General features: G+C 39.5%; 18 protein-coding genes. 13 read left to right on the top strand and 5 right to left on the bottom strand.

Translation table 11 applies throughout. From position 1 onward, the window contains the following. Positions 1-24 precede the first annotated feature (24 nt). The 7 genes from BOD01S_RS05780 to BOD01S_RS05750 all read left to right on the top strand — a co-directional run bounded on the left by BOD01S_RS05780 (position 25) and on the right by BOD01S_RS05750 (position 4,095). A complete protein-coding gene (locus tag BOD01S_RS05780; RefSeq protein WP_052125037.1) occupies positions 25-525 on the top strand; it encodes a hypothetical protein in 501 nt (166 codons plus the stop codon). Between the two features lies 1 nt (position 526). Then, entirely contained in the window at positions 527-1,468 is a 942-nt protein-coding gene (locus BOD01S_RS05775) for an ABC transporter substrate-binding protein (RefSeq protein ID WP_036158527.1), read from the top strand. Between the two features lie 165 nt (positions 1,469-1,633). After that, the gene (locus BOD01S_RS05770) at positions 1,634-2,263 is read left to right on the top strand and encodes a dienelactone hydrolase family protein (protein ID WP_036158530.1); all 630 of its coding nucleotides are present in this window, start codon (positions 1,634-1,636) and stop codon (positions 2,261-2,263) included. A 114-nt stretch (positions 2,264-2,377) separates the two neighbouring features. Continuing rightward, positions 2,378-2,860, top strand: coding sequence for an HXXEE domain-containing protein (locus BOD01S_RS05765; RefSeq protein ID WP_036158532.1), 483 nt, complete (start codon positions 2,378-2,380; stop codon positions 2,858-2,860). Between the two features lie 99 nt (positions 2,861-2,959). After that, entirely contained in the window at positions 2,960-3,340 is a 381-nt protein-coding gene (locus BOD01S_RS05760; RefSeq protein ID WP_052124986.1) for a hypothetical protein, read from the top strand. 7 nt (positions 3,341-3,347) lie between these two features. Then, the gene (locus BOD01S_RS05755; protein WP_036159629.1) at positions 3,348-3,857 is read left to right on the top strand and encodes an RNA polymerase sigma factor; all 510 of its coding nucleotides are present in this window, start codon (positions 3,348-3,350) and stop codon (positions 3,855-3,857) included. After that, positions 3,844-4,095, top strand: coding sequence for a hypothetical protein (locus tag BOD01S_RS05750; RefSeq protein WP_063180304.1), 252 nt, complete (start codon positions 3,844-3,846; stop codon positions 4,093-4,095). The genes BOD01S_RS05755 and BOD01S_RS05750 overlap by 14 nt, the downstream gene beginning before the upstream one ends. A 156-nt stretch (positions 4,096-4,251) precedes the next feature. On the opposite strand, the gene BOD01S_RS05745 is transcribed toward BOD01S_RS05750, so the two are convergent. From BOD01S_RS05745 to proB, 4 genes are all read right to left on the bottom strand, one after another. Then, positions 4,252-5,139 (bottom strand): DMT family transporter, encoded by an 888-nt coding sequence (locus BOD01S_RS05745; protein WP_036158537.1) that lies wholly within the window; start codon positions 5,137-5,139, stop codon positions 4,252-4,254. A gap of 118 nt (positions 5,140-5,257) precedes the next feature. Beyond that, a complete protein-coding gene (locus BOD01S_RS05740; protein WP_036158541.1) occupies positions 5,258-5,806 on the bottom strand; it encodes an NADPH-dependent FMN reductase in 549 nt (182 codons plus the stop codon). Positions 5,807-6,133: 327 nt separating this feature from the next. Beyond that, on the bottom strand, positions 6,134-7,396 hold the full coding sequence (locus tag BOD01S_RS05735) for a glutamate-5-semialdehyde dehydrogenase (RefSeq protein ID WP_169745641.1): 1,263 nt from the start codon (positions 7,394-7,396) through the stop codon (positions 6,134-6,136). Between the two features lie 10 nt (positions 7,397-7,406). Next, entirely contained in the window at positions 7,407-8,492 is a 1,086-nt protein-coding gene (gene proB, locus BOD01S_RS05730) for a glutamate 5-kinase (protein WP_036158544.1), read from the bottom strand. Between the two features lie 547 nt (positions 8,493-9,039). Between proB and BOD01S_RS05725 the strand changes: the two genes are divergently transcribed. Both BOD01S_RS05725 and BOD01S_RS05720 read left to right on the top strand, forming a co-directional pair. Beyond that, on the top strand, positions 9,040-9,522 hold the full coding sequence (locus tag BOD01S_RS05725) for a sigma-70 family RNA polymerase sigma factor (protein WP_036158548.1): 483 nt from the start codon (positions 9,040-9,042) through the stop codon (positions 9,520-9,522). 126 nt (positions 9,523-9,648) lie between these two features. Beyond that, a complete protein-coding gene (locus BOD01S_RS05720; RefSeq protein WP_036158551.1) occupies positions 9,649-9,831 on the top strand; it encodes a hypothetical protein in 183 nt (60 codons plus the stop codon). Positions 9,832-10,086: 255 nt separating this feature from the next. On the opposite strand, the gene BOD01S_RS05715 is transcribed toward BOD01S_RS05720, so the two are convergent. After that, the gene (locus BOD01S_RS05715; protein ID WP_036158554.1) at positions 10,087-10,494 is read right to left on the bottom strand and encodes a hypothetical protein; all 408 of its coding nucleotides are present in this window, start codon (positions 10,492-10,494) and stop codon (positions 10,087-10,089) included. Positions 10,495-10,800: 306 nt separating this feature from the next. Here BOD01S_RS05715 and BOD01S_RS05710 point away from each other — a divergent pair, with 306 nt between their 5' ends. From BOD01S_RS05710 to BOD01S_RS05695, 4 genes are all read left to right on the top strand, one after another. Beyond that, positions 10,801-12,873 (top strand): DNA topoisomerase, encoded by a 2,073-nt coding sequence (locus tag BOD01S_RS05710; RefSeq protein ID WP_052124987.1) that lies wholly within the window; start codon positions 10,801-10,803, stop codon positions 12,871-12,873. 273 nt (positions 12,874-13,146) lie between these two features. Beyond that, a complete protein-coding gene (locus tag BOD01S_RS05705; protein WP_036158557.1) occupies positions 13,147-14,505 on the top strand; it encodes an aspartate kinase in 1,359 nt (452 codons plus the stop codon). A gap of 150 nt (positions 14,506-14,655) precedes the next feature. Next, positions 14,656-16,449, top strand: a complete 1,794-nt coding sequence (locus BOD01S_RS05700; protein WP_036158561.1) for a glycerophosphoryl diester phosphodiesterase membrane domain-containing protein — start codon at positions 14,656-14,658, stop codon at positions 16,447-16,449. Beyond that, positions 16,446-16,973 carry a tubby C-terminal domain-like protein gene (locus BOD01S_RS05695; protein WP_036158564.1) on the top strand — a complete coding sequence of 176 codons (528 nt, stop codon included), beginning with the start codon at positions 16,446-16,448 and terminating at the stop codon, positions 16,971-16,973. The genes BOD01S_RS05700 and BOD01S_RS05695 overlap by 4 nt, the downstream gene beginning before the upstream one ends. The last annotated feature ends 1 nt before the right edge of the window (position 16,974 follow it).

Raw genomic sequence — 16,974 nt, 5'->3', positions numbered from 1 at the left:
TGGCGGTATAAAAGCTATCCGTTTATGCGTGAGAAAAGCTGTCTAGTAGATTATGAAATTCGTACCGATTCCATGACCACTCAAATTGGCCATGCAATCGCTGTTTTGGAAAAAGAAAAAGGAACAGGGGAAATCGTTAGCATTCTACGGCATATCCAACCTCTTGCCTATCATGTAAATGGCTCTGTTCGCGGGCGGCTATCTATCACACCAGAGGATCTGGCGTGGCTAGACGGCATATATGATGAGTTTGTCGCACGTGCCGGAGAGGCGGTCAAACAGTTTGTGCTGCCTCAGGGAAGCCACGGAGCATCCTCTCTTCATATTTGCAGAAGTGAAGCGAAAAAATCTTACAGGGCCCTGCATAAAGTTAGTGAAGAGCGGGAAGTACCGGAAATTTTATTCCAATTTTTAGGATTACTTGCAAATGTATTCTTTGTGTTAAGCATTGAAGCGAATAAACTGCAAAATATTGAAGAAATAGTATTTGTATCGAAAGCATACGGGAAAATCGGAGGATCATAATATGAAGTTCAACATGAAATACACAGTGCCTTTAGCAGCGATGCTATTATTGGCAGCCTGCAACAGCGACCAAGCAACTGATGAGAAAAAGACAGGCGATACGGCGGAGAAGGAAACTACCACATATACAGTCGTCGATGACCGGGGCAAGGAAATTACATTTGATAAAACGCCGGAAACGATTGTTTCCCTTCAGCCGAGCAATACAGAAATCCTATTTTCCCTGGGTGTCGGCGATAAAATTATCGGAGCTACAGACTATGATACATACCCGGAAGCGGCTAATGACATTGAACGTGTATCGACTTCTACTGTAATTAATGCTGAGCGAATCGTTGAACTGAATCCTGATGTTGTAATTGCCTATACAAGCGGCGACGAATCGCAAGTTGCTCAATTGGAGGATGCGGGACTACAGGTGTTTGTTATCAAATCTGCTGCTACATTTGAAGATGTATACGGAGATATCGAACAACTTGGTGACGTTGTAGGAAAGACGGAAAAAGCAGACGATATCATTGAAGAAATTCAAACACAAATTAAAGATATAGAGGAAAAAACAGCAGCGGTAGAAACAAAGAAAAAAGTGTATCTTGAAATCTCACCTGCTCCGGAAATTTGGACGTCTGCTTCTGAAACATTCCAAAATGAAATTTTAGAAGCTGCAGGTGTGGAGAATATCTTTGCTGATCAAGCAGGCTGGTTCAGCGTTGCAGAGGAAGATGTCATTACAAAAAATCCGGAGCTAATTATTACGACAGTTAACTATACGGAAGACCCAATCGGAGAAATCAAGTCGCGTGCAAGCTGGAATACAATCCAAGCCATCAAAAATGGGGAAGTATACCAGCTGGATAGCAATATATTAAGCCGCCCTGCAACAAGAATCGGCGATGCCGTTAAACTAGTCGCAGAAACAGTTTATCCGGAACTTTTTAAATAACTCGAAAAATAACAGGTTAGCTTTATTACGGGCAAAAGGTCAATTATTGGGCTTGGAATGAGCGCTTGAGTATGCATTTTCCTATCCGATAAAAATAATACAGCAAAAAAGGCTGCCGTTACTAATGAACTAAGTAACGGCAGCCTCTTTATAGGAGGAATAATAATGCTTCGGTTGGAAGGCGGATCTAAAAAATCAATTATCTTATTACATGAAATTTATGGACTCAACGATCATATCCGGCAATATGCAGAGCATTTTTTTCGTACCGGCTATGATATTCTTTGTCCAAATTTTATTCACAAGGAGAAGGCATTCACCTACGACGATGAGCAGGCGGCTTATACGCATTTCATAAATCAAATTGGCTTTGATCAGGCATCCGAAGAAATTTCGTCTCTCATTAAACAGGAGAGTGTCCATTATGAAGAAATCCACGTTGTTGGATTTAGTATAGGAGCTACAGTTGCCTGGTTATGCAGCAGGATGAAGGAAGTAACAACCGTTTCGGGGGTTTATGGCTCACGTATCAGAGATGCCCTGAATATAGAGCCTGCATGTCCTGTACTGCTTGTCTATGGAGAAGAGGAAAAGTCTTTTGATGTCAAAAAACTCGCTGCGAGTCTGACAGCGGAAAATATTTTTGTGCATATAGTCGAAGGCTGTCATGGATTTGCTGATCCTTACGGGCCCGCCTATCATGAACAATCTTATAAAACTACCCTATCATTGATCCACTCCTTTATTCAAAGAGAGAAAAAAGTAATAACCTACGATGATTTCCAGATAGACTGAAGAATAAAAGTTTATTAAAAACCTAATTTTGGTAATAAGATATCTTATGCTATATTGAAAAAAAGGAAACTACAGGTTATTTTCCTATTCAGTCTTATAGGAGGCGGAAGTAAGATGGAATTTCTTATTGTACTTTTTTGTATAGCAATTACATTACATAACCTCGAAGAAGCAATTTGGCTTCCAGCATGGTCCCGGCAATCTTCACGAGTTCAAAAATCTGTGGCAGAGGGAGAATTTCGCTTTGCTGTAACGATTATAACAGTGATAGCTTATTTATCTGCAATCAGCTATCTGATTTGGCCATATGCAAATTTAACAAAATGGATATTCATCGGTTTTTTAGGCTCAATGATTATAAATGCTGTTTTTCCACATCTAGCAGCTGCAATCTTAATGAAAAAATATGCGCCAGGATTGGTGACTGGAATCTTGCTGAACATTCCGGTCAATTGCTTTATTTTATCTCATATGTATGCGGAGAACACCGTCACACCATGGGAACTATTGCTTTCGACAATCATAGTAGGCGGAGCTGTTTTGTCATTGATTCCGCTGTTGTTCAAAGCCGGACGAAAAATAACTGAAATAAAATGAACCTTTTCATCCCGCCATTTGTATAGTTATTGAAAGTAAATATGGAATGTACGTAAATAGAGAAAAGATCACATACATTCGAAGGATAGGGTGATTAGGATGGAAATTGGATGGATTATTTCATTGACAATGATGGGGGTATGGATTTCGGTATTAATGGCTATTGCCATCCCGTTTGATCGGAAGTACATAGTACGCGAAAACGGCAAAATTAATTATAAGAAAACAACCATTTTTCTACGCTGGAATGTATTTGATACAATGACTCTTGTCGTAGCGATCTACACAATTGTTTGTGTACAGGCACTAAATATAGTCCTGTCGTTCGGACAGACGATTGACAGTCCATTTGTCCAGTTTTTCACGAATCAGTCTCAAGCCTGGGTCATTGTAACCGTGTGTTATCTAATCTCTCGCTTGTCAGTGACGCTCAAGTCTATAGGGGCTCACTTGGGAGGAGAGCAGGATGAAAAGCAATGAGGAGTGGATGACAGCCTATCAGCAAGGTAACAGGGAAGCATTCGGCATCTTATATGAAAGAATGTATGAAGCTCTATATAGCTTCCTGTTCCGGTATACGCGGGAAGAGCAGCTAAGTATGGATATTGTTCATGATACCTTTGAAGTATTGCAAAAAACACATAGCAATTTTGATAGCAGCAAAGGAACAGTCAAATCATACATATTCCAAATCAGCTATAGGCTTCTTCTAAATAAGCTGAATAGACGCAAAAAGTGGCGTACACTTCTCCCTTTCCTCATTCCTGTAAATACAGCATCCTTTTCAGCGGAGGAAAAGTTGACAATCCAGCAGGCAATTGCCATCTTACCGGAAAAGCAACGGGCTGTCATCCTGCTTGCCTACTACCACGATTTACCGCAGGAGGAGATCGCTCAAGTGTTGTCCATCCCGGTAGGTACCGTAAAATCAAGGATGCATGCTGCAATGAAATCCTTAAAAGAACAATTGAAAGGAGACTATCATGCTGAAGGATGAGTTCAAAAAAGAAGAGCAGCTAAGGAGGCAGTTGGATGAGTACAAGGTGGACATTCCGGTAAAATTAGCCCACCACCGTAAACGCAATAGATGGGAACACTTCCTTGCCTATCTTGCTTCCCCGGCAAAAGACCCTCTGACAGACGGAATTTCTTCTGCAGGAGGTCTTATAAAATTTACATTTATGCCGGTAGCCGGCGCGGTTTGTATCGCTATTTTCCAAGCACTTTTACTGTGAGCGGGAAGCGGGAAAAGCGGCCGATATGTTATATGGGATTATTTGCAGCAAATATACTGCTTTATTGGCGTGATGGATGCAAAAAAATGCTATGAATATAAAAAAAGAGGGGCTGTCCGATAAGTTTTGCTTATTGGACAGCTTTTTTGAATAATATTATCCTTTTTCATCCGATATAACAGTTTTTTGAGGTGGCTGATAGATTGTATAAATTATGGCTCCAAAAATCAGCAGGATACCGAATACTTGGAATAGAGTAGGGCGGAAAGATAGCAGTATGACATCCAATAAAATTGCAACAACCGGATCGACGAAAACTAGTACCGAAACGACAACCGTTGATAGATTACGGATACTGTCAAAAAATAAATAATAAACAAAACCGGTATGAATAAGACCTGTACCTGCGATATAGAGCCAATTAGATGTTGTCAGTCCGTTGAACACACTAAAATCACAGAAGGGTGCCAACATAAAAATACCGACCGTGGTCTGGATGAAAGTCAGGGCATAGGACGACAATCCGGTAATTGTTTTGCTCATAAACATCGTGAGTGCATAACATATGGCCGAAAGAATTGCCCATATAAAGCCGGAACTAATGAAATCATTTATAGAGGTAAAATTATCGATACCTACGATAAAAATACTGCCAATAAAGCAAACAATTGTTGCGAGTATCGCGCCGAACGTCATTTTCTCTGCCAATAGAACTGCTCCTAAAATGAGCACGAAAATCGGCGCCAGATTGTAAATAGAGATGGCGATCGAAATGGACATTTCTTCAAATGCCTTAAAGAGAAAAACCCAATTCAGTACAATAAAAACGCCGCAAATTAATGTCTTTCCGACCTCAAGCTTTTCCCACTTTTCTGATTTATGACCACCGGTAGCAATCCACAAACTCCCGAGAAAGAGCGTCGCACAAATACATCGGATGAATACGAGCTCTACTGCTGGTATACCTGTATGTATTGTAAAAAAACCGATTGATCCGAAAATAGCCATTGAAATGGTTAATTTTATCATTGCTGTTATATTCACTGTAACATCCTCCTGTCACTATCAATATAGCAAATGTAACAGTATTTTGAATATATATTTCGAATAATAAGATAATAAGGTGACAAAACAACAAAAAAGCTGGCGACTTCTGCCAGCTTTATTGATTATTTGCTAAATTAATTGTACGAGTCAGCAGACTGTCCAACGCTTTGGCGTTCAACTCGTCGAGCACAAGTTTACCTTCTTCATTGGTTTTTTCATGAGCATTCGATACCATGACACGAGGCTGAGGGGCAAGCATCACATTGAGCAGCGACAGAATTTCCGCCAAATGCATCTGAGCGGGAAGTGTACCTGACATGCCCGGTGTTGCTCCAACTATCATTCCGATTTTTCCGCTTAAGGAATTTGGGTGGCCGTCATAGGAACGGGATGCCCAATCAATCGCATTTTTTAATACTCCCGGAATGGACCCGTTATAATTTGGCGTGGCAAATAGGAGGATATCGGCGTTTGCCAATTGCTCTTTAAAGGAGAGAACGCGATCGGGAGGCGATGCTTCTAAATCTTCATTAAATAATGGCAGTTCATCAATGGATGCTGTTTCAAATGTAATATTATCCGGACATTTTGCTTTCACAACATCGATTAACTTGCCGTTGTATGAGCCTTTTCGCAGGCTACCGTTGATTGCCACGATTTTCATGTGATTACCTTCTTTTTGTTAGATTTTTACTCTAATTGCTACTGAAAAAGGACCTTCTTTTAGAATGGTTAAAAAACCTTGTACTATACTGGTGTTTTTCCACGAAGATATGTGTTTAAACATAACAATTAACTGTAGGTGAAAAAATAAATGCGCATTTTCCACTGCTATTTCCGCAAATCTTGCCATGAATTATGCGTATTCAATTTTCAATTTCGCGAAACAAACCTTTTTACCTAGTAAAACTTCTTTTATGATAATTACTTGTCTATAAATAACGTATTTGCTAAGTAAAGAGACGTCCATTAGAAAATAGACGTCTAAAGATTACCCACGCGTCTGGCCATCGCCGAACACATAGTATTTAGTTGAAGTTAAAGCAGGGAGACCCATCGGACCACGTGCATGGAGCTTTTGTGTGGAAATCCCGATTTCCGCACCGTATCCGAATTCAAAGCCGTCTGTAAAGCGTGTAGAAGCATTATGATAAACGGCTGCTGCGTCTACCGAGTTCAGGAAGCATTTAGCATTCTTACTGCTTTCCGTTATAATTGCTTCTGAATGGTTTGTACCGAATCTGTTTATATGAAGAATCGCTTCTTCTATAGAATCCACAATCTTTACACTGATCGTTAAATCAAGAAATTCTTCGGCATAATGGTCTTCGGACGCTTGGAGGGCAGCAGGCAATACGCTGCATACTTTGTCATCACCGTATATTTTAATGCCTGCATCAGAAAGCATAGCTAATAGCTGCTCTCCATGTATCCTGAAAAACTCTTTGTGGATCAGCAGACTTTCAGCCGCATTACAAACAGAAGGGCGCTGTGTCTTTGCGTTTAAAGTAATTTTTACTGCCATATCGTAATTGGCTGATGCATCGATGAATATATGACAGTTACCGGCACCTGTTTCCAGCACTGGAACACTCGCTTCACGTACGACAAGGTCAATCAGCTTTTTTCCTCCGCGCGGAATAAGGACATCTAAATATTCGTTTAGGTTAAATAATGATTTAGCTGTTTCACGGGATGTGTCTTCAATAAGCAAGACGGCATCCTGCGGGAAAGAAGCCTTTTCTAACGCACGGTGAATGGATGCGACTAGCGCGATATTTGAAAATCTGGCAGAAGAAGAGCCGCGCAGCAGTACAGCATTTCCCGTCTTTAAGGAAAGGGTTGCAGCATCGACCGTCACATTAGGGCGCGCTTCATAGATCATCCCGATCACTCCAAGAGGCACCCGCTTTTTCAAAATATGAAGGCTATTTTCCTTCGTAATGTCTTCAAGCACTTCACCAACAGGGTCAGGCAATTCTACAAGCAGGCGGATAGCCTCGCTCATAGCGCTGATCCGCTCTTCATTTAGCATAATACGGTCTAGCGTAGCGGTTGCAAGCCCAGATTCCTTTCCATCTTGTAAATCTTTTTCATTTTCCATCATGATTTTCTTTTTGTCTTGCTCTAACTGGTCGGCAATAGCCAGCAACGCCGCATTTTTTTCCACGGTCGTCTTGGTATTCATGACAAAACTCGCAGCTTTAGCTCGTTTTCCTTTTTCCATTACTTCATTGTCAATAATTGTACTCATAATGTCCTCCTTATACTTCTACCCAGTTATTTCGATGAATGACGACCTCTATTGGGCAATCGGTTTCACCGGTACGTTTTCCCATCGCTTTTTCAAGCAAGTCACTGGAATAGAGAGTTTCTCCGCGGCCAATTAAAATATGCCGGTCGTACACTTCGACTACATCTCCCTTTTCAAAATGCCCTTCAAAAGCGTAAATACCAGCAGGGAGCAAAGACTTACCACCGGTTGTGATAGCTTTTACGGCTCCATCATCGATAAAGAGCTTTCCGCTTACCTCAGTAAGGGTTAGCCATTGTTTGTTCATGGGCAGAATAGAGCAAGACTCACTTTCAACATAGGTACCATCTCCGTGGCCTTCCAAAATTGCCGTTAGCTTATTTTCCCCCGTCCCATTACCGATGAATACCTTTACACCTGCATTCATTGCGTAGCGTGCAGCGATAAGCTTAGACTGCATGCCGCCTGTTCCTACTTTTGAAGCTGTTCCACTTGCAAAGCCAAGCATTTCATCTGTTATTTCTGCAATACGGTCAATTCGTTTCGCTTCTCGATTTTTTAGTGGATTTGCATCATACAGACCATTAACATCTGTCAGAATAATGAGATGATCCGCATGGACAAGGCCGCTTACAAGCGCTGACAGCATGTCGTTGTCTCCGAAAGTCAATTCTGTAACCGATACGGTATCATTTTCATTAATAATTGGAAGAATCGAACGATCCAGCAGTTCTGCAAATGTAGCATAAGCATTTTTATAGCGTTTTTTTTCACTGAAATCATGGCGCGTTAATAAGATTTGGGCAGGTATAATGCCATACTTACTAAAAGCCTCTGTATACCTTCCAATCAACAGGCTCTGCCCTACAGCTGCGGCAGCCTGCTTTCCTTTAATCGTAACCGGGCGTGATGAGTAGCCAAGCATACGAAAGCCAGCAGCGACAGCTCCAGATGATACGAGTAGGATATCATGTCCAAGCTGCTTTAATTTAGCGATTGCCTGGATATGATCCATAAATTTCTGTTTGTCAATTTCTCCCTTTGCATTTGTCAGTGAACTGCTTCCGATTTTTACGACAATTCGTTTTCTTTCCATAACACTTTGCCTCCATTTATGTGATTTCCCTAAAAGGGGCCACGTTTTATCAACGGTTCACAAATATTAAAAAAGCCCTTCTTCGCCTATTGAATAGGACGAAAAAGGGCTTCCGTGGTACCACCTAAATTGAATGCAACTGCATTCCACTTATCTCTTAACGCTGAGCCGGCGCCTGGTTTTGCCAGGAGCGTGGTCGAAGCAGGTTCAGCGTCTTTTGCATACACGCACCTTCCAGCCTGCGGGTGTCGCTCTCTGTTGCAGCCAAGTGTCGCTTACTAGTCTTCACTATGCTTTTTTATATTTGAGTATAAGAATGCACGACAATACTTCTTTTGTCAACTCAGTTTAAGAAAGTCGAAATGAAAATTAACGAAATAAAGGCAATTATAAAAAAATTCACACTAACAATAAGAAAACGTAAACGTAAGGATTTTTTTTATTGTTTTTCTTTAAAAAACGTATTTTGTATGAGAGAAAAAACTCTTGTATGGTTGGTTTACCTAGGAATAAACCGAACCATGCATGTTTCCCAAAGGACAATTCGATGGAATTTGAAGAGCTTGTTGTGGAAATGAAGCCGATGATTGAAAAAATACTTCAAAAATGCGGTATTTATAAAAATCAGGATGAATATAGACAAATTGCTTTAATTGCCTTATGGAAGGCATATTCCAACTATGATAAGAGTAAATATAATTTTAAAGCATATCTTTATAATCAAATGCGGTACGATGTGATTGATGCCCTTCGCTATTATGCCAAAAGAGAGGAGATGTTTATTCCGACAGCTGATGAAACACTCCTTTTCCATCTCGAAAGCACGAAGGAATTTCCTGCTTCCAACACAATATTAGAAAACATGTTTAAAGAGCTGACTCAGGAGGAAAAACAATTATTGCATGCTATTTTTGTAGATCAGAAAACAAACAATGAGATAGCAAAAGAAATCGGTATTTCAATAGAAGCCATCCGGAAAAGAAAATACCGGTTACGTAGTAAGCTGAGAAAACTAGGTAATAGAGATTAAGGAATGTAAAAATATTAGAAAAAAGTAATGGTTTTGTAGATTATTGATTAGACTTTAGGGGTATATGTTTATTATAATTTAATGAATATTTTCGGTTTGTTTTTTCGTAGGGGGAGAGGGGATTATATGCAAAAGAGTATTGAATATTTAAACAAACTTGATCAGCTTGAAGAATTGGTACAGCAGCGTAATCAATTAGAATCCGTTAAAGAGAATGATACAAAAAAAGTTTCTATTTTGGAGGAGCATATTCGGTTAGTACTAACTGAAATCCGTAAATTAGAATTAATAATAATGGAAGCCAATTAAAATAAGGCTGATTCGTCCGCGGGAAGGGGCGAATCAGCCTTTTTCATATTCATTAAACGCTGAGAAGATAAAATACAGTGTCTTTTTACGGAATAGCGACAAAGCTACCTCTAATTGTCCATATGTATAGTGATGTCTATTTTTATTTCTGTCACCTATCAATAGTATCCATTCTTCAACGAAAAAGAGGTTACCAGATAGCTTTTTAAAATAACAGCTCGTTGCTTCGGAAAATTCTTCAGCTAAACAGATGCCTTAGTGTGCTTCGACCTGTTCATATACTGATTGAATAAAGCTTTCCCTCTCTTCTGGTGTTTGCTGTACATGATTGAGCAGCAAAACACCTATGACATAGCTGTTGTTATCCTCTACCAAAAATTGGAGGTTAACAGGCTGAGTAGCCTCCTTTACCGGACATTCTCCTTTGTATTCCACCACTTTTTGTCTTTTTTGCGTTTCGAAATAGACCCATTCGTTTTTACTGCAATAGCGATTAAAAGCCTCACCAATAGTCATATTACTATTTTCCGCTAATAATTGACCTTTTATCATTTCAATATCCTTGTTTTCTGTTACTTCATCCTTCGGGCCATAAAAATAATAGAAAATAGCGATAATCAAGATAGGAACAATCCACAAAATCGTTCTTTTTGTAGGCTTCATTATTCTCCCCCTTCTCTTTGCGTGTTTATTATATCATCTTAAGAGAATTGATATCTAGATTGAGATAATATTTTCTCTAAAGTGTATATAAAATTATCGCACAAGTCGTTTTCTTATAATAGAAAATATGCCCCGGGAAATATAAGTAAGTAAAGCATCACAATTATGAGTGAATAAGAGAGGGAGCTGCCTTATTCTATATAACCCATCTTAAACTTATTCAACTATAAGATACAGAAGTCTATTCATGCCCATTTACAAAAACGTATGTTCTTTATTATACTTACCTCGAAGGGGGTCGTCCAAATGAGGGCATTACTTATCGCCGAGAAGCCATCTTTAATGCGCGATATACAAAAAGTATATAAGAAGATGAGCTTACCATATGAAATCGATTTTGCCGCTTTTGTCGGGCATGTAGTAGAATTAAAGGAACCTCATGAATACCATGCTGAATGGAAAAAATGGAGTCTTGACATGTTGCCGATGATGCCTGTAAAATACGAATTCCGAGTAAAAAAAAGCGCTTATAAAGTATTCAAGGACATCGAAACACTCCTTAAAACGAATGAATATGACTTTTTAATAAACGCTTGTGATGCCGGGATGGAAGGGGAAAATATCTTTTACTCCTTCTATAAAAAAACTGGCTGTAAGCTCCCTGTAAAACGATTTTGGACTTCCCAGACAACCGATCCGGCCATCCGACATGCACTTGAGCATTTAATTGATGAGAATGATATTCTTATAAAAAACTTGCGTAATGCAGCTATGTACCGCATGATTTTTGATTGGCTTGTTGGATTGAATTTAACACGGGCTGCTACGGTAAAGGGTGGAAGAACGATTAAGATTGGCCGTGTCATGACCCCGACACTTGCTATTGTCGTAAAAAGGGAGCTTGAAATACGCCATTTTGTTCCAGTACCTTATTTTCAGCTGGAGCTTGATTTTGGGGATTTCAAGGCGTTATGGTATGATCCGGCTGCCAAAACGAATAAATTTGAAACAATTGAAGCAGCACAGGCTGTCCAGCGAAAGCTGACGGAAACAGCTTACGTTGCTGTTATTGAGACCGAGAGGAAAACGCTGTTCGCGCCGAGTTTACATTCACTTCTTGAGCTGCAGAAAGAGGCCAATAAGTTTTTCGGCTTTACTTCCTCTGAAACATTAAAAATAGCTCAAAGTTTGTATGAAAAGAAACTTATTACGTATCCGCGTACAGAATCGAAACATCTGCCTACTGCATTTGCCAAGGAGATTTCGGGCAATTTAAAGGCTGCAGCAAGTGTTCCGCACTTTACGCAAATCGCTAATGCCGTTTTAAATAACCAATCACATATACAAAAAGTAATGCATTCTAAACGTTATGTTGATGATAAAAAACTAACAGACCATCATGCTATCACTATTACTGATGTTCCCCTCGGGCGAAAAAGCCTGACACCAGGGGAAGCAAAAATTTATGACTTGATTGTTAAGCGCCTGCTTGCTATTTTCCTTCCACCTTATATAGTGGATAAAACAAACGTCACTCTTCTATGTGGAAAAGAACAATTTAAAGCAAATGGACATATTGTCATTGATAAGGGTTATACGGTATTATATGATTCACATAGAAAAAAGGAAGAAAAGCCGTTACCTATGATGAAAGAGGGAGACACACTAACGGTTCTCGCCCACCAGATATTATCAAAAATGACGGAGCCGCCTCCGCGCTATACAGACAGTACGCTGCTGGATGCTATGTTTCATGCGGGCCGCTTTGTGGAGGATAAAAAGCTGCAGGCTATCCTAAAGGATGCGGAAGGTATTGGTACAAGTGCTACTAGAGCAGAGATTATTGAAAAGCTGCTTTCCATTGGCATGATGTCTCGTGAAGGGAAAAGTTTAGCGGCTACGGATTTCGGAATTGATGTCATTACGAGTCTTGGAGATCATGATGTTGTTTCACCTGTTCTGACGGCCATATGGAGCAAAAAGCTGAAGGACATTGTTGACGGTACCCTTGATTCTGGGCAGTTTTATGGTGAAATGAAGCAGTTCATTCAGGGAACAACCGATAGAATGAAAAACCTTGAAATGGCCGTGCCGGACAAACAGGTGGTTGTTGTAGGCAGCTGTGTCAGCTGTGGTGAACAGGTGGTAGAAGGATTCAAAGGATATAACTGCTCAAACAAAGGATGCAAATTCTTTATCAGTAAAACGTTGATGAAGGGAAAAATTACACCTACCGATATGAAAAAATTATTGGCTGGAAAAGAAACAAGGGACATTCGATTTACTTGGAAAAGTGGTAAGAAAGGGAAGGCGAAGCTGAAGCTTGTAGGAGAAAAACTAGAGTTTGTATTTACGCCCATCAAACAACCGAAAAAGTAGCATTAAAAGTACCAACCTTGGGCGTTTTCCTAATGTTGGTGCTATTTTTTATCCATTATGTAATTTTTGCTTTTGTAAGTGCAAATAGCTTACTATTTAAAACAGGATTACATATAATAAGAAAACGGGTCCGTAAATAGGTCATGCTTTGTGTAGATTATTAGCTTGAATTTTGAGAATTCTCTTGACTAATGAGTGTATAGTTTGTACACTGTGAAAAGTCAAATGTTTTTTCTAGAAGTACAACAACATTATAAGTAAGGATCTGGTGAAATGATAGTATGTAAATTTGGCGGTACTTCCGTCGCAAATGCAGAACAAATTAAAAAAGTATTTAACATTGTTAAATCGAATCCTGAACGAAAAGTAGTTGCTGTTTCAGCTCCTGGAAAACGTTCAAGCGAAGACATTAAAGTGACGGACTTATTAATAGATTTAGCAGAAACGGCCTTACTGAACGGTGATGTAGAAGCAAAAATTGCGACGGTTGTGAAACGCTACGATGATATAGCAGCTGGTTTAGGACTGGATCATATGATGGCTGAAATCATTGCGACAGATTTAGAGGAACGCGTAGCGGGAGATAAGTCTAACAGGGATCGTTTTATTGACAATGTCAAAGCAAGCGGTGAAGACAATAATGCAAAGCTTATTGCCGCATATTTCAATTCACAAGGTATTCCTGCACGGTATGTAAGTCCTAAAGGTACTCTTATTTTAAATGATCCTCCTGAACGTACGTTTGCCTTGCCGGAAGCTTATGATAATTTAAGTCAGTTAAAGAAAACAGAGGAAGTTATTATTTTCCCTGGATTCTTTGGTTATACAAAAAATGGTGTTTTACGTACTTTTGACCGTGGCGGTTCGGATATTACAGGTTCCATTTTAGCCTCTGCGGTAGGTGCCGATTTATATGAAAACTTTACGGATGTGGACTGTGTGTTTTCCGCCAATCCGAAAGTTATTAACAACCCAGCAGAAATTAAGGAGATCACATACCGCGAAATGCGTGAATTATCATATGCAGGATTTGCTGTATTTCATGATGAAGCATTGATGCCGGTATATAAACAAGGGATTCCAGTGAATATAAAAAATACAAATAACCCTTCTGCACCGGGTACGCGCATTGTACCAGTCCGCACAGAGCAGGCACGGCCTGTGACAGGGATTTCAGCAGATAGCGGGTTCTCAACTCTTTATGTATCAAAATATTTAATGAACCGTGAAATAGGCTTTGGTCGTAAGCTCCTCCAAATTATCGAGGAAGAAAATATTTCTTATGAGCATACGCCATCCGGGCTAGACGATATATCGGTAATTATGCGCTCTATACAGCTGACTCCTGAAAAGGAAGAGCGTATTGTCCGTCGTGTAAAAGAAGAATTGCATGCAGATGCGGCTTATTTCCGCCATGGTTTTTCCATGATAGTTATTGTTGGAGAGGGCATGCGTAATAATACAGGACTTGCTGCACGGGCAACAACGGCTATTTCTTCTACGGGTGCTAATATTGAGATGATTAATCAGGGGTCCTCAGAAGTAAGTGTCGTTTTTGGCGTATATAGTCAGTTTGAAGAACAAATTTTAAAAGCTTTATATAACGAATTCTTCTCCCCAGTAAATGTATGAGAAGTTTGGAACAGATAAAGTCCTTCTGAGGCTTTATCTGTTTTTTTTGTAGAAAACCAATTTCATCACCTAGGAAACGGCGTAAAGGTTTTGTATTTATTATTCTAGGAAATAATATAAAAGATGAAGTTGTTTTAAGGTGGTGGGATTTTGGAACGTATACAGCGTTTACTTAAACTTGTATTCAGTACTATTTATTATTACCGGGTAGATTATATCCGGTCGTTTGCAGCGGTAAGATTATTTCAGTTAGTTGTCGTATTGCCGCTCATTTATTTATTGTTTGTATTTTTATTAGACTTTTTAGGATTTCAAAGCATAACAAAGGAAAATATAGGCCAGCTGTTAACTAATCCGCTAAGCTTAGCCTTACTGTCTGTTATGGGTCTTATTATTCTCCTGTTCACATATTATGAGATGGGATTTTTAATGCTGCTGTCGTATCACCAGCAAAAGGCAATCCCGTATTCATTATTTGGATTATGGAAAAGATTAAATCAGAAAGCATCCTATTTTGTTTGCTTTGAGATATTATTATTTGCAGTATTTTCATTGCTTATTGTTCCTCTGATTTCTTCGGTATTGCCTCTTTCTATAACGCAGCACCTTCAGATTCCGTATTTTATTGCAGATGGATTGATATCTTCGGCAGAGGGGAAAATCATTTATTTTGCAGTGATTATTGCTATACTCTTTATAGGAGCGCGTCTCATCTTTATGCTTCCGTTTTATACTGTATACCAACAGGCAACAATATGGGATGCAATGAAAATGAGCTGGCGGTTTTCCAAGGGAAAGTTAGTTAAAACACTTGCCATGCTAGTGGTAGTAGTGGCAGTCCATACGATTATTTCATTAGTTGTTTTAGCTATTGTTTTTACTCCATTATTATTCGTGGAACGGCATGATCCAGACCATGCGATTATAACAGCCGCTTTTACGCTTACTTTTGCCGAGGGTATAGCATTACTCGCATTCTCTCTTTTACAGGCGGTGATTTCCCACCTATTAGTTCTCGTATCCTTTAAGCTGACTGATGAAAAACCACAAATTATACAGACGAAAACTATACGGAGAACAGTCATGTATTGGATAGTGGCTCTTGCAGCTGTTATATATTTGTTTGGCAGCTGGTTCAATATTAGTCATCTAGAAGAGACCATTTATGAGCCTTCTACAAAAGTCATAGCACATAGAGGATTTAAGGATAAAGAGGTAGAAAATACAATCAGTGCCCTCAAATCTGCTGCTAAAAACGGAGCGGACTTCGTAGAAATTGATATACAGCAAACAAAAGACGGGAAGTTTGTAGTGTATCATGATCCAGATTTAATGAGGCTTGCCGGCGAAAGTGACAAAGTTTATGAAAAGACTCAAAAGGAACTGATGGAAACGAGAATATGGGCTGATGGGAAAGGCGAGTACATTCCGTCGTTAGAACAAATGCTTGAAAAAAGCAGAGAGTACAATATCCAGCTGCTCATTGAAGTTAAAACACATGGGCATGAAACGGCGGATATGGCTGAGAGGTTAATTGCTTTACTTGATAAATATAAGGCACTAGATGTACATTATATTCAGTCGCTTTATTACCCTGTTTGTAAACAAATAAAAGAGCTGGAGCCAAGATTAAAGGTAGGGGCTGTTTATGCATTAAATGTTGGATCGATTCCTGAAACAGAATTCGATTTTGTCTCGATTGATCAATACTTCATCACAGACAGCTTGATCGAAAAGGCTAAGGAATGGGGAAAACCGCTCTTTGTATGGACAGTGAATGATGATCCCGAAATCCAGCGGTTTTTAGAACAGGAGGTTGAAGGAATCATTACAAACCATCCGGATGAAGCGTACGAGAAACGGGAGAAATATGACAGAAACCAGTACTTTTTAGAACGGGTCTGGAAGAAGCTCAACTACATTTTTAAAGGATTGACTATATGAACACTTACGTATATAAAGTACCTGCGAAGCTCAATTCTACAGAGGATATACCAGTATATTTAAATGACCAGCATGAATATACGGTTAACCGGATGTATGATAATAAGTTAAAAAAACTGGTGGATGCCTATTTTGACTATCGCTATTTTGTAAAGTATGTGGTAAAAAGTGTTTCTGGAGAAGACAGCTTTGTTTGCAGAAAAGTACAGAGAAAAGGGCGTCTTTGGTTTGAAGCTGCAGACTCCCAAACAGCTCAACATTTTATCATTACATATGAAAATTGGCGGATCGGTGTACCGGAGCTGTTTATTAAAGGCGAGCAGCTAAACATGAAAATCGATAAAGAAATGGAAGAATGGTCGAATTTCTTAATCGGAGACACAATCGTCGCACGGTGGCTTGCTGTATATGAAGAAGAAAATGACCGCTTCTCAATATCATTGGAAATAATGTCTGAGAGTCCTGTCCAAAATGCAGCTTTTTTTCTGGCAATCGCACAGGCAACATTATTTATTGGTGCTTAAG

Source organism: Lysinibacillus odysseyi 34hs-1 = NBRC 100172 (genome assembly GCF_001591965.1).
GTDB classification, from domain to species: Bacteria; Bacillota; Bacilli; order Bacillales_A; family Planococcaceae; genus Lysinibacillus_B; species Lysinibacillus_B odysseyi.
This window is presented reverse-complemented; position numbering and strand designations above follow the sequence as displayed.

What these genes read in the sequence shown, in the direction of transcription:
- BOD01S_RS05780 (WP_052125037.1), top strand. Translation starts at nt 25, where the DNA reads ATGCGTGAGAAAAGCTGTCTAGTAGATTATGAAATTCGTACCGATTCC.
- BOD01S_RS05775 (WP_036158527.1), top strand. Translation starts at nt 527, where the DNA reads ATGAAGTTCAACATGAAATACACAGTGCCTTTAGCAGCGATGCTATTA.
- BOD01S_RS05770 (WP_036158530.1), top strand. Translation starts at nt 1,634, where the DNA reads ATGCTTCGGTTGGAAGGCGGATCTAAAAAATCAATTATCTTATTACAT.
- BOD01S_RS05765 (WP_036158532.1), top strand. Translation starts at nt 2,378, where the DNA reads ATGGAATTTCTTATTGTACTTTTTTGTATAGCAATTACATTACATAAC.
- BOD01S_RS05760 (WP_052124986.1), top strand. Translation starts at nt 2,960, where the DNA reads ATGGAAATTGGATGGATTATTTCATTGACAATGATGGGGGTATGGATT.
- BOD01S_RS05755 (WP_036159629.1), top strand. Translation starts at nt 3,348, where the DNA reads ATGACAGCCTATCAGCAAGGTAACAGGGAAGCATTCGGCATCTTATAT.
- BOD01S_RS05750 (WP_063180304.1), top strand. Translation starts at nt 3,844, where the DNA reads ATGCTGAAGGATGAGTTCAAAAAAGAAGAGCAGCTAAGGAGGCAGTTG.
- BOD01S_RS05740 (WP_036158541.1), bottom strand. Translation starts at nt 5,806, where the DNA reads ATGAAAATCGTGGCAATCAACGGTAGCCTGCGAAAAGGCTCATACAAC.
- BOD01S_RS05735 (WP_169745641.1), bottom strand. Translation starts at nt 7,396, where the DNA reads ATGAGTACAATTATTGACAATGAAGTAATGGAAAAAGGAAAACGAGCT.
- proB (WP_036158544.1), bottom strand. Translation starts at nt 8,492, where the DNA reads ATGGAAAGAAAACGAATTGTCGTAAAAATCGGAAGCAGTTCACTGACA.
- BOD01S_RS05725 (WP_036158548.1), top strand. Translation starts at nt 9,040, where the DNA reads ATGGAATTTGAAGAGCTTGTTGTGGAAATGAAGCCGATGATTGAAAAA.
- BOD01S_RS05720 (WP_036158551.1), top strand. Translation starts at nt 9,649, where the DNA reads ATGCAAAAGAGTATTGAATATTTAAACAAACTTGATCAGCTTGAAGAA.
- BOD01S_RS05715 (WP_036158554.1), bottom strand. Translation starts at nt 10,494, where the DNA reads ATGAAGCCTACAAAAAGAACGATTTTGTGGATTGTTCCTATCTTGATT.
- BOD01S_RS05710 (WP_052124987.1), top strand. Translation starts at nt 10,801, where the DNA reads ATGAGGGCATTACTTATCGCCGAGAAGCCATCTTTAATGCGCGATATA.
- BOD01S_RS05705 (WP_036158557.1), top strand. Translation starts at nt 13,147, where the DNA reads ATGATAGTATGTAAATTTGGCGGTACTTCCGTCGCAAATGCAGAACAA.
- BOD01S_RS05695 (WP_036158564.1), top strand. Translation starts at nt 16,446, where the DNA reads ATGAACACTTACGTATATAAAGTACCTGCGAAGCTCAATTCTACAGAG.